Raw genomic sequence first — 15,452 nt, 5'->3', positions numbered from 1 at the left:
ATTTTCTCCGCTCCTTCGGGAATCTTCACAATTTTTCACCCATTTTATACGGCAAACGTGGAAATAGCAATGCGATTTCCGGAAAAATAAAAAGCGAGGGGGGCGAGCACCCAACCATGGTGAACACACTCGACGGCAAGACTGCCGTCGTGACTGGTTCGAGTAGTGGTATCGGGAACGCTATCGCACGGGAGTTCGCGTCCCGCGGCGCGAACGTCGTCGTCAACTCCCGTTCAGAGGAGCGGGCGGCGGAGGCCGCCGAGGAAATCGCCGACGAAACCGATGCGGAGGCCGGATCCATCCTCGCGCTCGAAGCCGACGTGACGGACGGCGATTCGCTCGAATCCCTCGTCGAGCAAACCGTCGAGGAGTTCGGTTCGCTGGACGTGTGGGTGAACAACGCCGGTATCAACATCCGTGGCCCGGCCGAGGAGATGGCGATGGAGGACTGGCAGAAGGTCATCGACGTGAACCTCACCGCCCCGTTCCGCGGGGCACAGTTGGCCGGTCGGCAGATGATCGAACAGGGAACGGGCGGGGCCATCATCAACATCTCCAGCATGATGGGCGAGCAGGGACAGACTGGTCGCACACCGTACAACACGTCCAAGGGTGGCGTGAACAACCTTACCCGTTGTCTGGCCGTCGAGTGGGCCGAACACGACATTCTCGTCAACGCCATCTCGCCCGGCTACATCCGGACCGAAATGGTGGGCGACGCCCAGGACCAGATCGGATTCGACGAGGACGACGTCATCGACCGCACGCCCGTCGGCCGGTTCGGAACGCCCGAGGAAGTCGCCAACTGCGCGGCGTTCCTCGCGGAGGGTGAACACTTCATGACCGGCGAGATTCTCCATCCCGACGGCGGATGGCTCTCGTTCGGATGGGGCAGCAAGTCCTGAGAAATCGCACCTGTACATCGGAAATTACCTGCGTAGTAAAAATAGAATGGTTGATTTATACGGCGTACACCAATTCGGAATCCTATCCGACAATTGACTGTTATTTTGGAACGATATTGTTCTTCATGCATTCCGCCCACGTGAAGTCGTAATAAATCCCACTGGTGTTGTTTGCTGGGTTCTCGATATAATCTGTTCCACAGTAATTATACGACCCGTAGAACTGTCGGTCGTAACCACTCAGCATTGGGGTCACGTGATACTCACCACTACTGTTGATGTTGTTTGACCCAGTTTTGTGTGATTCAGTACCTGTTAGACTATTGTCTATCAGGTTGTGCCCAACTTCGTGAAGACAACCGGAGATTGCTCCGGAACCATCGACCGTATTTTGGAGCGTTAATTCCGTAGAGGTATCCGTCTTGTTGAGATCGATTCCGCTGGCATCATAAGCAACTTCATAGCTGTAAGAGTCGGATGCAGCACCCGAGTGAGAACTGCTGTATGTGACCAATAGGTTGCTGTCCTTCACACCATAGGTCTGGTTGCTACACCAACTGGCGAAGTCCCCTAGGTCAATACTGTCCTGTGAATCAGAACTCGGAACGGTATAGGTATTACTAGGTTCATAAACCGCGTAGTCATACGAGGTGTAATCCAGGGCTTGGCGGAGGTATGCCGCTGCCACCGCCTGGGGATGAGTGCCCAGGTAATCTTTTGCTTCAGTAGTGAGGAATACGGACACCTCAATATCCGGGCCGATTACTTGGTCTGTTTCTGGCATTAGTTGCTACCTCCGTTGACTTCCGGGACGATTGTTGGTTTCATTCCAGTGTCCGTGTAGATCAGACCTTTTTCGAAGGTTGTTCCAGAATACGAGATGTATTTTTTCGAGTCACGAACGAAATCGGCTGGAACTTCGGATCCCTTGCCCGCAAGGGCGTCGGCAAATGCCTCGCGCGACTTTGATGACAGTTCCGAGAGGTGAGTCACCTGTTCCGAAGGCACATCCTTACTCACAGGACGTGGCACTATTTTGGAAGGTGTCTCATCTCTCAAATACATGAGATTAAGGGAATAGGACTTTCCTTGGAAGGTAACCGAATCGTTCGATTTGAACACAGACGGTAATTCTCCTCTTTCGAATTGATATGTTCCCTCATCCACCGACTTCTTGAATGCCTTCTTTTCGGTGGGTGATAGGTCACTGTAGGCTACCGAGCTACCAGAATTAGCTGATACAGAAACAGCACCAACTGCTGGTGCGATTCCTGCGGCTCCAATTAGTTTGAGTACACTTCTACGCGATGGAAGTTCTTTTGGATTTTTATCTATCATGCAAGTATATAATATATATCGAAGATAATAAACTTAACTACCATCATATATCTTATGTCTTCAAAGACTTAATAATTTTAAGACTGATATATAGTTTTAATAGCTCCGTTTTTTTAAATCCCAATGACAGAGATTCGTAGCAATTCAGTATATATTATCTGCCATTAAATATTGGGAATTTGAAAAGATAGAACCAAAACGACGACGCAAGCATGAACCGATTCGACCCCTACAGTTTGTTTTGATCGAGAATTTGATATGAAACCCCATGGTCATTGAATTCTCGAACCCCTCCGTCTCGAGTCTTACTACGGGTGTTTCTGTCCGATACCGCCGATTCGTACTGGGAGTTGAGAACGGGTTTTCAAGATTATTATTAAATATCTTGTGTAATCTCAAATCACCATTTTACCCCACAGAAAGCATATAATGATTCCGTCGTAATCCTCTTTTGTAGATATGAAACGACTTGCTACAATCGGTGTTGTCATGTTACTATTAACTGCGGGTTGCATAGGAACGGGAAACCAGTCAAATAGTGGCGGTTCAAAGGGAGTGACAACCCAATCGCCCGATAATACCGCTACTTCGAGCAGCTCCCGGCCTTCGACAACCAACTCTCAAACGAATCAAGGTGCTACGTCTACGATTAATACTCCTGGACCTCACCAAATAAATTTCACCGTCAAAAATAAAGGAAATAACTCGGTGAGCGGTACGATTACAATTCAACATAATGGTACGATTATCGAAAATAAATCGTTCGATCTAAAGGGGTCAAAAGAGACGGACTTCGACGATTTCTTCCCGACTTCCGATAAGGCAAATGGAACTTACACAGTATCCACGCAGCTAGCATCGGGTGCGAAGGACTCTCAGACCTTCCGAGACCTCTCCACAATCAAGATGATTGGTGTGAATATTCAGGACAATCAATCCGTTCACGTCGTGTCGTCCGTCTATTAAGGGAATTAGATTTATTTGGATAGAAACTAGCGGGATTATCCCTGTCTCTTTCTCAACAGTTTGGAATGACGTGGCACATAGATCACTCGCCAAATCCACCTGCAGAAATCGACCACTAATCAGAAAACATCTCCCTGTATTTTATATATCAATATGCGATTTATTTGTTCAATACGAATCTATTTCTCGTTTCCTCACAATCGCCAATCATGCCCGATTATCGGCCGCTGCCGGCCAAATACGAGGATGAATACGATCAGTTCCTCCGCTACGCCTTTCGACCCGAGGATGGCCCTCCGTCCGACGATGACGACGACAGCCCGGAACTCGGCAACCGACGTGGAATGTTCGACGGTGACGATTTGCTCTGTGTCTGCAAACATTACTGGTTCACGACGAACATCCGTGGCGACTGGCACGAAATGGCTGGCCTCTCGGCCGTCGCGTCGCCACCCGAAAGCCGCCACGGTGGGTTGGTCCGGAAGATGCTTGTCGAATCGCTCGCCGAGTACCGGGAAAACGAAGCGTACTTTTCCGCTCTCTGGCCCTTCTCGTACGAATTCTATCGAAAATACGGCTGGGCGACGGTGAACAAGTGTGCACACTACGAGACCACGCCGGAGGCGCTCGATTTGAACATCGAACCGGCCGGTGAGTTCCGTCACCTCGACGCCGACGAGTGGGAACTGCTCGTCCCGGTGTTCGACGCCCACAGCGAGGAGTACGCCCTCAGCATCGACCGAACCGAAGACTGGTGGCGCGAACGGGTGTTCAAGGGGTGGAAAAAGGACCCGTACGTGTACGCGTGGATGCAGGACGGCGAGGCACGTGGTTATCTCGTGTACACCATCAACGAGGACGACGACGGCAAGCGACTCAAAGTGTGGGAGATGGCGTCCGTGGACCACGAGGCTCACCGTCACCTGCTCCGATTCGTGCAGTACCACGACTCACAGATCGAGACCGTGGAGTTGTACTACACGCCGGAAACCACCGACTTGCTCGACATCGTCGCCGACCCGCGCGACGTGGACTGCGAAATCCGCGCCGGACCGATGTTCCGCCTCGTGGACGTTCCGCGCGCCCTCGAAACCATCTCGTACGACGCCGAAACGAGCGTCGTCCTCCGGGTTTCCGACCCGCTGGCCGACTGGAACGACGGGACGTTCGAACTCGACACGACCGGCGTCGTTCGCTGTGACCGCACCGACGCCGACCCCGACGTGACGACCGACGTGAACACCCTCTCGCAGTTGGTCGCGGGCTATCACTCGGTCGAGGACGCCGAGCGATTCGGGGAGTTGGACGCTCACGAAGACGACGCCCGTGCCGACCTCTCCGCTCTGTTCCCTCGTCAGGACGTGTTCCTTCGGGAAGGGTTCTGACGGATATTCCGACCGACCAATACTTTTGTTCTGCGGTGTGTAGGACCACCCATGTCGAACGACCGGGACGACTCCGAAAAACGGAGCGACGACGACCGGGAGGACAGGGAGGACCTCGAAAACCGCATCGAGGAGTTGGAAACCACGCTTCGCGGCCTCCAGACCGAACTCGGCCGACCGCCGCGTGGCCCGCTCGGACTCCCGCGCCCGCCAACGCCGCGGGAAGTGCTCTCCTTTACCGGCGAGTACGCCATCCCGACGCTCATCACCATGCTGGAGGCCAACGTCCGCGCCCTCAAAGCCCTCCAGCAGATCATCCGCCTCGTCGATCCCGAGTACGACCCGACCGAGAAGGCCCGCTCCGACCTTAGCGCCCGCGCCGGACGCGCTAGCCGGGCCACCCTCGACCGCCTCCAAGATACCCTGGACGACGTGGAGGGTGCTCTTACGGAAGGCGGCCTCCCGGAGGAACCGCGCGCGCGTAGAATCCTCGAAGACGCCCGCCGACTCAGCGACGACATCCGCGAAGAGGTTACCGTTGGCTCCGAGCAGGCCGACGAAGGCCGCGAAATCGCGAACGCCGCGGAGGAGGAGATGGAAGAGGACGAGGAGGATAAACCGCAAGTAGACGTGGACGCCGAACTCAAATCGATTCGCAGCGAGTTGGGTGTCCCCGAGAACGGGGATGGAGAAATGGGAGACGACGATGCGTCGGGTGACGAATCCGACGATAGCGATGATGCCGACGAAAGCGGCGATTCTGCGGCATAATCGATTTTTGTATCTCTCTTCGATACTTGATGCGGGGCGGTCGTGTTCTCTCGCTAAAATCTGAATTCTCTCATCAGGAGCGAGCGAGGAAGATGTACCCAAAATCCCGTATTTCCGACCACGAGAAAACGAAACCACACCACTCGCGCGTTCACTCGACCGGTTCGAATCGATAGCCGTCCCACTCCTGACTTTCCTTTTCCCGAATCCCGGCGTCGGGGTCGCGCAGTTCCTCGGCGTACACCGGTCGCACCTCGTCGCCGATTTCGACACCGTCACTCGTCAGTTGTCCGATAGCGCGCACCGACTCGCCGTCCACGTCGAACTCCACGATGGCGATGTGGTTGGGTTGGCGGACGCCGGGTGGGGTCGCGGTGCTGGTCGTCCACGTGATGACGGTTGCCGTTAGATCGCTCAGATCGACCGTCTCCTCCTGCGGTTCGGCGCACTCCGGGCAGCGCGGGTGACCGGGGTACGAGAGATGGCCGTTGGGACAGCGGTGTGCTTCGAATCTGGAATTCCCGCTCATGCTTGCTCCATGATGGTGGTGATGACACAATTACCGAACCCGCCGACGTTACACGCGAGGCCGACCTCGGCATCGACCTGCCGTTCCCCGGCGTTGCCGAGCAACTGTTGGTGGAGTTCATAGGCCTGTGCGACCCCGCTCGCGCCGAGTGGGTGGCCCTTCGACTTCAGGCCGCCGGACGTGTTGATGGGGAGTTCCCCGTCGCGGTCCGTGACGCCTTCTTCGACTGCCTTCCAGCCCTCTCCCTGTTCGAAGAAGCCGACCGCCTCGCTCTGGAGGAATTCGAGGATGGTGAACATGTCGTGGAGTTCGGCCACGTCTACGTCCTCGGGTCCTCGCTCGGCCATGTTGTAAGCGAGTTCGCTGCTCTCGACGGCCGCGCCCATCACCGTCGGGTCGTCGCGCTCGTGGACGACGTGCGTGTCCGTTGCGCCGCCGATTCCCGAGATGACGGTGTACTCGTCGGTGTACTCTTTGGCCTTCGATTCGGGACAGAACAACAGCGCCGCGCTCCCGTCCGTGATGGGACAGAAGTCATACAAGCGGAGCGGGTCGGCCACGATGGGCGACTCCATTACCGTCTCCAGATCGACTTCCTTGCGGAACTGCGCGTGCGGGTTGTCCACGCCGTTCTTGTGGTTTTTCACTGCGACCTTCGCCAGACTCTCGCGCGGCGCGTCGTACTCGTGGAGGTAGCGCCGGGCGGTCAACCCCGCGAAACTCGGGAGCGTGAGGCCGTGTTTGTACTCGACCGGGTGGGTCAGCGAGGCGATGACGTCCGTCGATTCCGCGGTCGTCTTGTGGGTCATCTTCTCGCCACCGACGAGCAGCGTCAGGTCGCTCGCGCCCGAGGCGACCGACTGCCACGCGGCGTAGATTCCGGCCCCCCCGCTGGAACTCGTCTGGTCGATTCGTTGCGTGTACGCCGGGAGCGCGCCGAGGTCGTGTGCCAGTGCGTTCGGCACGCCGGTCTGTCCCTCGAACTCGCCGCTCGCCATGTTCGAGACGTACAGGTGTTCCAGGTCCAGCGGCGAAACGTCCGCGTCGTCGAGGCAGGCCTGCCCGGCCTCCGCCAGTAGTTCGCGTATCCACGCGTCACGTTTCCCGAACTGGGTCATCGACGCGCCGATGACTGCGACTCTATCCATACCTGCCATGAAGAGGGGACGGGTTTAGAAGTTTGAGATTCAGGGAAGAAAAGCCAACCATCACGAATCGGTGCGCTGCTGTCCACGAACTGACCTGAGACAGAGCCAAGGTACTGGATAGCCTACTTCTTTCTGCCGTGGCAAACGACAAAGACGACCTGAGTTCCATAACAGGACTCCCGGAAGAACTCGGCATCGACGAAGACTTAGGGCGAACGGAGCAACGCCTCGTCATCCGAACCGAGAAACGGCGCTACGACAAGCCGGTCACCGTCGTAGAGGGGTTCGACCCGAGCGAAGTGGACGTGAAGGAACTCGCGTCCGAACTCAAACGCAAGATGGCGACCGGAGGGACGGTGCACGAGGGGGCAATCGAACTACAGGGGGACCACCGCGAGCGGTCATCGACGTACTACAGGACAAGGGATATACGATCCAATAGAGACGGGAGACGCGGTCGATAGAAAAACAAAAATAGACGATACGGTCAGTTGCCGAACTTCGAGACTTCCTGCTGTCGGAGTTCGATGCGGCGGATCTTCCCGCTCGACGTTTTCGGCAGTTCGTCCACGAACTCGATTCGTCGCGGGTACTTGTACGGTGCGGTCTCCTCCTTCATGTACGTCTGTAACTCCTCCACGAGCTCGTCGCTTCCCTCGTGGCCTTCCGCGAGGATGACGTAGGCCTTGACGACGTTCCCGCGCTCGTCGTGCGGGCTGCCGACGGCGGCGGCCTCCGCGACTGCGGGGTGGCCGACCAGCGCGTCCTCCACCTCGAACGGGCCGATACGGTAACCCGAGGAGATGATGATGTCGTCGGCGCGCCCCTCGAAGAAGAAGTAGCCGTCCTCGTCCTCGCTCGCCAAGTCGCCGGTTCGGTAGTACTCCCCGGCGAAGGTTTTCTCGTCCAGTTCCGGTTTCTCGAAGTAACCGTCGAAGATGGCCGGGCTATCGACGGGCACCGCGACCTCGCCGATTTCGCCCCGTTCGACTTCCTCCTCGTCCACCGTGTCGATGATCGTCGTCCCGAGGCCGGGCGTCGGTTTGCCCATGCTTCCCGGTTTCACGTCGATTCCGGGGTAGTTCGTCACCAGCGCGACGGTTTCCGTCTGACCGTAGCCGTCGCGCGGCGTCACGCCGAACGCCTCCTCGAACGCCTGAATCGGTTCGCGGTTCAGCGGTTCGCCCGCCGACAGCGTCTCCTTCAGCGAGAGGTCGTAGTCGGCCATGTCCTCTTCCTGCGTGAACATCCGGTACTGGGTCGGTACCGCACAAAGTCGCGTGACGCCTTCCTCCTCCAGCAGCGAGAGGAACGTCGCGGGGTCGAAGTCCCCCCGGTAGATGAACTGCGGTGCCCCGGTCGTCAGCGCCGCGCCGAGCGGACTCCAGAACCACTTGGCCCACCCGGTCCCGGTCGTCGCCCAGAGCAGTTCGTCCGAGAAGTCCATGTCCTGCTCGACGCCCCACCAGTAGCGTCCGTTGACGCGCTCGAAGCAGTGCATCCAACGATGGCGGTGAAGGACGGGTTTCGGCTGTCCCGTCGTCCCGCTCGTGTAGTTGATCGACATCGGCGAGTCCGCCCCGATATCCGGCCCGTCGTGCTCGGTCGATTCGCCGTCGATGAGCGCCGAAAAGGACTCCCACTCTTCCGACCCTTCGCCGTCGAGGACGACCAACGTCTCCAGCGGCGTCTCGTCCATCACAGGTTCGACCATGTCGGTCAACTCGTCGTGACAGACGGCCGCCGTCGCTTCGCAGTCATCGGCCCGGAATCCGATGTCCTTGGGCTTCAGCATGGCCGAACACGGTACCAGAATCGCTCCCCGCTTCAGCGCACCGAGCTGAATCGCGAACACGTCGGGATGGCGCGGCAGCAGGTGGATCACCCGGTCGCCCTCGCCCACGCCCAGCGATTCGAGCGCGTTGGCGAACCGATTCATGTCGTCCCTGATGTCGGCGTAGGTTCGCTCCTCCTCGTTCCCCTCGTCGTCGCGGAACTTCACCGCTCGCCGCTCGCCGAATTCCGTTGCGTGTGACTCGATGACCGCCGGAAGGTTGTACCCCTCCGGAATTTCCCACTCGAACTCCGAAAGTTCGCGCTCGTAGTCGATTTGCATTCCCTTCGAAATGGGATGGTCGATTATTTGGTTTTGTCGTCTGGTATCACACGGCGAATAGGATTACGAGGATCCCGTAACGTGTACTTAATTTTATATACCCCGCTCAGATCGTGGTCGGTCGGGTACCGGTTTCGAACGAGAATCACTCCGTTCTCTCCTCTCTCTGAAAATTTATATATTGTAGAACTGTGTAGGAACCGCTACTGATGGCCATCCCAACGAAGATCACCGTTCTCGCCGTTATTCTCGCAGTCGTCGTCGCCATCATCACGGACGAATTTTCCCACAGCATGGAACTGACGGCGCTCGTCCTCCTCGTCATCGGCTTTTTTCTTCCGCTGTTCGTCAGCCAACGGTTGAAGCGACGCGGTTGATCCGCTCATCGAGACACGGTTCACGATGGAGTTTGTATTTTCGCCCCACCCGAGAGTGGAGCGCGTTTCGTATCGGCGAAAACGTATATACGGCTGACAACCGGTTTCGTCCGTATGGTCGATGTCAGTGGTCACTTCGCGATGGCATTGTTGTTTGCTGCTCCGGCGTGGTTTCTCTGGGGCCGACGCGCAAGCCTCGCGTTCGCGGGGTTCACGCTCGTGACCGCGATGCTTCCCGATTCCGACCTGCTGTTACGGCACGTCATTCCGGGCGTCCACCACCACGGCGTGACGCACACGATTCTGTTCGTTACTGTCTTCAGCGTCGTCGCCGGTGCGCTCTCCGCGTCCCTGCTCACGTCCCGTTTCGAAGCCAGTCGATGGGTTCGAAGCGACGACATCGGTGAGAAGGCGGTGTTCACCTTCGCCACCGTCGGCTTTCTGACCGGCGGGATGAGCCACCTGTTCGCCGATCTCCTCTCGGCCCCCGACATCGCTCCGCCGCTGACACCGCTCTGGCCGGTGTACGCCAAACCGATCATCGTCGACGTCATCTACTACGACTCGCCCATCTGGAACTTCGGTCTGCTGGGGGTTGCACTCGCGGTCCACTACGCGCTCTACCGCCACGAACGCTATCCGTTGGAGACGGCGTACATGATCCGCGAGTCCTAACGGGGTACCCGCACGATTATGCCTTCTGCAACCGTACCTCCCTGCGAAATGGACGGCAAAAAACTGCTGATGATCGTCGGCGATTTCGGCGAGGATTACGAGATAATGGTACCGTTTCAGGCGCTCCAGGCCGTCGGCCACCAGGTCGATGCGGTGTGCCCCGAAAAGGACGCGGGCGAGACGGTGAAAACCGCGGTTCACGACTTTCGCGGCGACCAGACGTACATGGAGAACCGTGGGCACAATTTCACGCTCAACGCGTCGTTCGACGACATCGACGTGACGGAGTACGACGGTCTCGTCCTGCCGGGCGGGCGAGCACCGGAGTACCTCCGAACGCACGACGAAGTCATCGAGGCGGTTCAGCACTTCGACGACGAGGACAAACCCATCGCCGCCATCTGTCACGCGGCCCAGATTCTCGCGGCGGCGGACGTCATCGAGGGTCGGACGTGTTCGGCGTACTCCGCGCTGGAAGCGGACGTGGAAGGAGCGGGCGGCGAGTACTACGACGGTGTGACGACGGACGGAAACCTCGTTTCCGGTCGTGACTGGGGTGATCACGTCGAGTGGATTTCACAGTTCCTCGACGTGCTCGGAACCGATATCGAACACGGTCAGCCAGTCACTGCCGACGACTGATTCGCGTCGCCGATTTTTATCAAAAGGTGTGTGGTCAGAAGTCGATTCCCGAAACGCTCGTCAAAAAAGGCGAACGTATGGGATGGGGGATTACGACGACGACGAATTACCGCTGCTGGTCGTCGTCATCCCGCCACCACCGCTGCCTTCGAGGTTCGTGCTGAGCAGGTTGAGCGTGCTGCTGAACACCGACGCGCTGCCGCTGAACCGACGGGTGTCGCCTTGGCTCAGCGAGACACCTTCTGCGAACATGAACGTGGTGATCTGCCCTTGGCCACCGCCGCCACCACCGAGCAGGTAGCGGATGATGTAGCCGTTGTAGTTGTCCGGCTGGCTGATCTCGGAGACGTTGCCGCCGCCGGGTTTTTCGAGCAACCGAACCGTCGTGGACTTCTCCAACGAGTTTACCACGCGGAACTCGACGTTCGGGTGGTAGTCGTAGGTGTACACCAACACGTTTCGGCCCTGTGCCGAAGCACTTCCTGCACTCCCCAATCCCAATGCGAGCGCACCTGTCGCGAGCGCGCCTTTCTTCATGAACGAGCGTCGGTCTTCCGATTCGACGTGTTCTTTAGTTTCACTTTCGGTCATCTCTACCTCGCCTCCGGTCTATGCCGGACTCGCTGATAAAGGGCACAGACCTTTCAGTTTTCCAAGTATATCCTACCTGCCACCGAACGGGAATATTCTACGTTATCGACGTGATATTGTAGATTACGCGGCGTTTCGTACGGCCTGAACGTGGAGGCGTGGGACGTCCGTGAACGTCGTCCGCGGACGAGTGATCCGGGCTGTTGTCCACTCCGTTTTTCATCGCGTGTTCGCTTAGCCAGCAGTACTAAGTAAAATCTCGTGATACTCGTATGCGGTGTGTTATTCAATGCGCGGTCGCACGATTCATCATAATAGACCCGGAAATGCGGGCAGTGAGGGGTGCGTATGAGTACCGATCCCATCTGGGAGAATTCGCGCGATACCGAGGGTCCCGATATTCCGCTGAACGACTACATCGAAACCGGAACGGCGAACGATCCCGATGTCGGCGGAGTCGACCGTGCCACCGTTACCGTGGACGGTGAGTCGATCACGGTCGAGGAAGGAGACACGCTGCTCGACGCGGTCGAGCAGATCGATACCGACGGCTACGTTCCGGCACTCTGTTCGTACGACGAGGACGACCGGATCGGCCCGCGAAGCGAGTGTCGGACCTGTATGGTCGAAACTGAGGAACACGGCATCGTCCCGTCGTGTAGTTTCCCGGCGGAGAACGGCATGGTCGTCCGGACGGACGCCGAGGAAGCGGCGAACGCCCGCGACGTGAATCTGGACCTTCTGCTCTCGAATCACAACCTGCGGTGTACGACCTGCGGGAAAAACGGCCGTTGTGAACTCCAAGACGTCTCCATCGAGAACGACGTCGTGGAACCTCGATACGGTGTTTTCGACGACCGCGACGAGTACGAACCGATAGACGAATCCTCGCCGTTCATCCAGATCGACCGCAACAAGTGTATCCTCTGTAATCGTTGCGTGGAAGCCTGCAACGACGTGCAGGTCGAGGGCGTCCTGCGAATGGAAGGCCACGGGGATGACACGCGGATCGGTTTCCAGAACGGCGCGGAGACGATGATGGAATCGACGTGCGTTTCGTGTGGCCACTGTGCCACCGTCTGTCCGACTGGGTCGCTGGTCGAACAGGACATGGCCGACATCGCCACGATTCCAGCACCCGGTTTCAACCAGCACAATAGCATCGGCAAAGCCATCGGTGAGGACTACGAGCATCAGCCTCGGCAGATGACGCCGATGAAAGAGGAGCGAAAGGGACGTAAGGGAGGTGCGCAATCCGACGATGACTGACGACGACACCGAAAAGAAAGGCGTTGCGGGGTTCATGGCCCGGGCGAAGGAACAGGCACAAACCGCGAGTAGAAAACTCGACGGGAGCGAGGCGTTCCAACCCGTCGAGCACGTCGCCGAGAGTTTCGCGGCGAACACGATGTCCGAAGGGCGACTGTTCGACATGGCCGACGCGCTGAGCGTATACCGTCTCAGCGACGTCGACGTCACGGACACGACGTGTGGCTACTGTGCAGTCGGCTGTCGCTTCGACGTTTACTCAAAGGACGACGAAGTGCTCGGCATCCGTCCGAACCCGGAGAAAGCGCCGATCAACGGGATTTCGACCTGCGTCAAGGGGAAGTTTGGATACAAGTACGCGAACAGCGACGACAGGCTTACCGAGCCACTCATCAAGGAGGACGGCGAGTTCCGCGAGGCGTCGTGGGACGAAGCGCTCGACCGCGTCGCCGAGGGACTCTCCGAGATTCAGGACGAGTACGGGCGAAACGGCGTGAGCTTCGTCTCGTCGTCCAAGACCTCGAACGAGGCGAACTACCTGATGCAGAAGCTCGCTCGACAGGTGTTCGGCACGAACAACATCGACAACTGCAACCGGCTCTGTCACTCGCCGACCGTCGCCGGACTGTCCCAGACGGTCGGTTTCGGTGCCGGGTCGGTCGGCGTCGAGGCGCTCGAAAACGCCGACTGCTATCTCATCACGGGGTCGAACACGACGGAAGCCCACCCCGTCATCGCCACGAGAATCAAGCAGAACGTCAAGGACGGCGCGGACATGTTCGTCTTCGACCCGCGAAAGGTCCAAATCGCCCAGTTCGCCACGCAGTACTCGCGCGTCCAACCGGGCTACGACACCGTCTGGATCAACGGATTGACCCGTCACATCATCGAAAACGACCTCCACGACGAGGAGTTCATCGAGGAGCGAACCGTCGGCTTCGACGAACTGAAGGAAGGGCTGGAGAAGTTCACACCCGAGTTCGTCGAGGAGAAGACGGGCGTTCCACCGGAGGAACTTGAGCGCGCCGCGGAAACGGTGGCGAACGCGGATTCGTGTGTGTTCTGCTGGACGCTCGGGCTGACCGAACACAGTCACGGTACGGAGAACGTCATCTCGATGGCGAACCTGGCACTCGTCACCGGGCACGTCGGCACCGAACACTCCGGACTCGCTCCCTTCCGCGGACAGAACAACGTCCAGGGTGGCGGTGGCGACATGGGACCGCTTCCGGGTAACTTCCCCGGCTATCAGAAGGTGACGACCGACGACGCACGCGAGAAGTTCGAGGACGCGTACGGCGTGGAACTTCCGGACGAGGAAGGCTACACCATCACCGAGCAGTTCCTCGCCGCCGACCGCGGCGAGATTCGGGGGATGTTCATCGAGGGCGAGAACGTCGTGTACTCCGAACCGAACGTCGCACACGCCGAGGAGATCGTGGAGAACCTGGAGTTCCTCGCCGTTCAAGACATCTTCCTCACCGACACGGCGAAGTACGCGGACGTCGTCCTCCCCGCGAACTCGCCGTTTGAGACCAACGGGACGTACACGAGTTCGACGCGTCACGTCCAACTCGTCAAGCGGGCCATCGACCCGCCCGGAAACGCGAAACCCGACTGGGTCATCACCCAGGAACTCGCCGAGCGGTTCGGCTACGATTGGGGATTCCGCAACCCGAGCGAGATAATGGACGAGGTCAACGACCTGACGCCGATTTACGGCGGCATCACGCACGAACGCCTCGAAACGGAGGGGAGCATCCCGTGGCCGTGTTGGGACGAGGACCACCCCGGAACGCCCTACCTCTACGACGAGGAGTTCAACACCGCCGACGGGAAGGCCCACATGATCCCGACTCACGTCTCCGGGCCGGTCGAAGCCGACATGGACGACGAGGATTTCCCGTTGGCGATGACGACTGGTCGCGTCCTCTATCAGTACCACACCGGGACGATGACGAACCGGGATGCCGGTATCCGCTCGTACACCGACGAACTGTTCGTGGAAATCAACCCCGCCACCGCGGAAGAACTCGGGGTTTCCGACGCGCAGTACGTCGATGTGACCTCCCGGAAGGGATCGATCACGGCGCTCGCCCAGGTCACCGAGCGACCCGGCGAAGGCGTCGTGTTCGTCCCGATGCACTACTTCGGACAGGGCGGTGCCGCGAACGAACTCACCGACGAAGAGCACCTCGACGACCAGGCTCACGTGCCCGAGTTCAAAGTCACGGACGTACGGATAACCCCAGCCGAGACGAAACCGGACGTCGACGTGTCCGAACGGGCGGCCACTGACGGCGGTAGAACCGACTGATAACCGACGCCGGACGGCGTTTCACATCACCTCCATACGAATATGCCAGACAACCCAACCGCGACCGATCACGAATGTCAGTTCTGTCACGAGACGTTCGACAGCGAGGACGAACTCCGCGACCACATCTCGGAGGAACACAAGGGGAGCGTATGAACCGAAGCTACCTCATCAAACGAGCGCTCGGTATCGACAACGGCGTCGTCGGCGTCGAGAGCGACCGCCAGCACGACGTCCACGAGTGCACCGTCTGCGGCGAGCAGTTCGAGACGACGGGACTCACCTGCCCGGCGTGCGGGAGCCACCTCTTTCGGACGAAAACGGTGGTTCCAAACGCGCTCTTCACCCTGCTCGTCATCGTGACGCTGGCGGGATTGGGTGCCGCTTACAACGTCATTACGGGAGATGTCCCGAAAGGATAGC

15 protein-coding genes and 1 pseudogene are annotated in these 15,452 nt (G+C 58.5%); 10 read left to right on the top strand and 6 right to left on the bottom strand.

The window, feature by feature from the left end:
• Positions 1-116: 116 nt before the first annotated feature.
• Positions 117-905, top strand: coding sequence for an SDR family NAD(P)-dependent oxidoreductase (locus A4G99_RS00885; protein WP_066138234.1), 789 nt, complete (start codon positions 117-119; stop codon positions 903-905).
• Between the two features lie 100 nt (positions 906-1,005).
• Here A4G99_RS00885 and A4G99_RS00880 read toward each other — a convergent pair whose 3' ends face one another.
• On the bottom strand, positions 1,006-1,689 hold the full coding sequence (locus A4G99_RS00880) for a hypothetical protein (protein WP_066138231.1): 684 nt from the start codon (positions 1,687-1,689) through the stop codon (positions 1,006-1,008).
• Complete coding sequence (locus A4G99_RS24980; RefSeq protein ID WP_150122998.1) at positions 1,689-2,243, bottom strand: hypothetical protein; 555 nt, start codon at positions 2,241-2,243, stop codon at positions 1,689-1,691. Before A4G99_RS24980 ends, A4G99_RS00880 begins: the two co-directional genes overlap by 1 nt.
• 1,175 nt (positions 2,244-3,418) lie before the next feature.
• On the opposite strand from A4G99_RS24980, the gene eis reads away from it, so the two are divergent.
• Both eis and A4G99_RS00860 read left to right on the top strand, forming a co-directional pair.
• Positions 3,419-4,594 carry an enhanced intracellular survival protein Eis gene (gene eis / locus A4G99_RS00865; RefSeq protein ID WP_066138222.1) on the top strand — a complete coding sequence of 392 codons (1,176 nt, stop codon included), beginning with the start codon at positions 3,419-3,421 and terminating at the stop codon, positions 4,592-4,594.
• 51 nt (positions 4,595-4,645) lie between these two features.
• A complete protein-coding gene (locus A4G99_RS00860) occupies positions 4,646-5,365 on the top strand; it encodes a hypothetical protein (RefSeq protein WP_066138219.1) in 720 nt (239 codons plus the stop codon).
• Positions 5,366-5,516: 151 nt separating this feature from the next.
• On the opposite strand, the gene A4G99_RS00855 is transcribed toward A4G99_RS00860, so the two are convergent.
• Positions 5,517-5,894 (bottom strand): Zn-ribbon domain-containing OB-fold protein, encoded by a 378-nt coding sequence (locus tag A4G99_RS00855; protein WP_066138216.1) that lies wholly within the window; start codon positions 5,892-5,894, stop codon positions 5,517-5,519.
• Positions 5,891-7,042, bottom strand: coding sequence for a 3-ketoacyl-CoA thiolase (locus A4G99_RS00850; RefSeq protein ID WP_066138213.1), 1,152 nt, complete (start codon positions 7,040-7,042; stop codon positions 5,891-5,893). The genes A4G99_RS00855 and A4G99_RS00850 overlap by 4 nt, the downstream gene beginning before the upstream one ends.
• A gap of 137 nt (positions 7,043-7,179) precedes the next feature.
• On the opposite strand from A4G99_RS00850, the pseudogene yciH reads away from it, so the two are divergent.
• Positions 7,180-7,484: pseudogene (gene yciH, locus A4G99_RS00845) on the top strand (stress response translation initiation inhibitor YciH).
• A gap of 45 nt (positions 7,485-7,529) precedes the next feature.
• Here yciH and A4G99_RS00840 read toward each other — a convergent pair.
• Positions 7,530-9,158 carry an acyl-CoA synthetase gene (locus A4G99_RS00840; RefSeq protein WP_066138210.1) on the bottom strand — a complete coding sequence of 543 codons (1,629 nt, stop codon included), beginning with the start codon at positions 9,156-9,158 and terminating at the stop codon, positions 7,530-7,532.
• 209 nt (positions 9,159-9,367) lie between these two features.
• Between A4G99_RS00840 and A4G99_RS25585 the strand changes: the two genes are divergently transcribed.
• From A4G99_RS25585 to A4G99_RS00830, 3 genes are all read left to right on the top strand, one after another.
• Positions 9,368-9,535: a hypothetical protein gene (locus A4G99_RS25585; RefSeq protein ID WP_190303655.1), complete on the top strand. Its 168-nt coding sequence runs from the start codon at positions 9,368-9,370 to the stop codon at positions 9,533-9,535.
• A 114-nt stretch (positions 9,536-9,649) separates the two neighbouring features.
• On the top strand, positions 9,650-10,210 hold the full coding sequence (locus tag A4G99_RS00835; RefSeq protein WP_066138207.1) for a metal-dependent hydrolase: 561 nt from the start codon (positions 9,650-9,652) through the stop codon (positions 10,208-10,210).
• A 48-nt stretch (positions 10,211-10,258) separates the two neighbouring features.
• Complete coding sequence (locus tag A4G99_RS00830; protein ID WP_066138204.1) at positions 10,259-10,852, top strand: DJ-1/PfpI family protein; 594 nt, start codon at positions 10,259-10,261, stop codon at positions 10,850-10,852.
• Between the two features lie 90 nt (positions 10,853-10,942).
• On the opposite strand, the gene A4G99_RS00825 is transcribed toward A4G99_RS00830, so the two are convergent.
• Positions 10,943-11,443 (bottom strand): twin-arginine translocation signal domain-containing protein, encoded by a 501-nt coding sequence (locus A4G99_RS00825; protein ID WP_066138201.1) that lies wholly within the window; start codon positions 11,441-11,443, stop codon positions 10,943-10,945.
• A gap of 348 nt (positions 11,444-11,791) precedes the next feature.
• Between A4G99_RS00825 and A4G99_RS00820 the strand changes: the two genes are divergently transcribed.
• The 3 genes from A4G99_RS00820 (at position 11,792) to A4G99_RS00810 (ending at position 15,451) form a co-directional block, all read left to right on the top strand.
• A complete protein-coding gene (locus A4G99_RS00820; protein WP_066138198.1) occupies positions 11,792-12,712 on the top strand; it encodes a 2Fe-2S iron-sulfur cluster-binding protein in 921 nt (306 codons plus the stop codon).
• Positions 12,705-15,029, top strand: a complete 2,325-nt coding sequence (fdhF, locus tag A4G99_RS00815; protein WP_066138195.1) for a formate dehydrogenase subunit alpha — start codon at positions 12,705-12,707, stop codon at positions 15,027-15,029. The genes A4G99_RS00820 and fdhF overlap by 8 nt, the downstream gene beginning before the upstream one ends.
• A 152-nt stretch (positions 15,030-15,181) precedes the next feature.
• The gene (locus A4G99_RS00810; RefSeq protein ID WP_066138192.1) at positions 15,182-15,451 is read left to right on the top strand and encodes a hypothetical protein; all 270 of its coding nucleotides are present in this window, start codon (positions 15,182-15,184) and stop codon (positions 15,449-15,451) included.
• Position 15,452: the final 1 nt, after the last annotated feature.

Source organism: Haladaptatus sp. R4 (assembly GCF_001625445.1).
In the GTDB taxonomy this organism is placed as follows: domain Archaea; phylum Halobacteriota; class Halobacteria; order Halobacteriales; family Haladaptataceae; genus Haladaptatus.
This window is presented reverse-complemented; position numbering and strand designations above follow the sequence as displayed.

What these genes read in the sequence shown, in the direction of transcription:
- A4G99_RS00885 (WP_066138234.1), top strand. Translation starts at nt 117, where the DNA reads ATGGTGAACACACTCGACGGCAAGACTGCCGTCGTGACTGGTTCGAGT.
- A4G99_RS00880 (WP_066138231.1), bottom strand. Translation starts at nt 1,689, where the DNA reads ATGCCAGAAACAGACCAAGTAATCGGCCCGGATATTGAGGTGTCCGTA.
- A4G99_RS24980 (WP_150122998.1), bottom strand. Translation starts at nt 2,243, where the DNA reads ATGATAGATAAAAATCCAAAAGAACTTCCATCGCGTAGAAGTGTACTC.
- eis (WP_066138222.1), top strand. Translation starts at nt 3,419, where the DNA reads ATGCCCGATTATCGGCCGCTGCCGGCCAAATACGAGGATGAATACGAT.
- A4G99_RS00860 (WP_066138219.1), top strand. Translation starts at nt 4,646, where the DNA reads ATGTCGAACGACCGGGACGACTCCGAAAAACGGAGCGACGACGACCGG.
- A4G99_RS00855 (WP_066138216.1), bottom strand. Translation starts at nt 5,894, where the DNA reads ATGAGCGGGAATTCCAGATTCGAAGCACACCGCTGTCCCAACGGCCAT.
- A4G99_RS00850 (WP_066138213.1), bottom strand. Translation starts at nt 7,042, where the DNA reads ATGGATAGAGTCGCAGTCATCGGCGCGTCGATGACCCAGTTCGGGAAA.
- A4G99_RS00840 (WP_066138210.1), bottom strand. Translation starts at nt 9,158, where the DNA reads ATGCAAATCGACTACGAGCGCGAACTTTCGGAGTTCGAGTGGGAAATT.
- A4G99_RS25585 (WP_190303655.1), top strand. Translation starts at nt 9,368, where the DNA reads ATGGCCATCCCAACGAAGATCACCGTTCTCGCCGTTATTCTCGCAGTC.
- A4G99_RS00835 (WP_066138207.1), top strand. Translation starts at nt 9,650, where the DNA reads ATGGTCGATGTCAGTGGTCACTTCGCGATGGCATTGTTGTTTGCTGCT.
- A4G99_RS00830 (WP_066138204.1), top strand. Translation starts at nt 10,259, where the DNA reads ATGGACGGCAAAAAACTGCTGATGATCGTCGGCGATTTCGGCGAGGAT.
- A4G99_RS00825 (WP_066138201.1), bottom strand. Translation starts at nt 11,443, where the DNA reads ATGACCGAAAGTGAAACTAAAGAACACGTCGAATCGGAAGACCGACGC.
- A4G99_RS00820 (WP_066138198.1), top strand. Translation starts at nt 11,792, where the DNA reads ATGAGTACCGATCCCATCTGGGAGAATTCGCGCGATACCGAGGGTCCC.
- fdhF (WP_066138195.1), top strand. Translation starts at nt 12,705, where the DNA reads ATGACTGACGACGACACCGAAAAGAAAGGCGTTGCGGGGTTCATGGCC.
- A4G99_RS00810 (WP_066138192.1), top strand. Translation starts at nt 15,182, where the DNA reads ATGAACCGAAGCTACCTCATCAAACGAGCGCTCGGTATCGACAACGGC.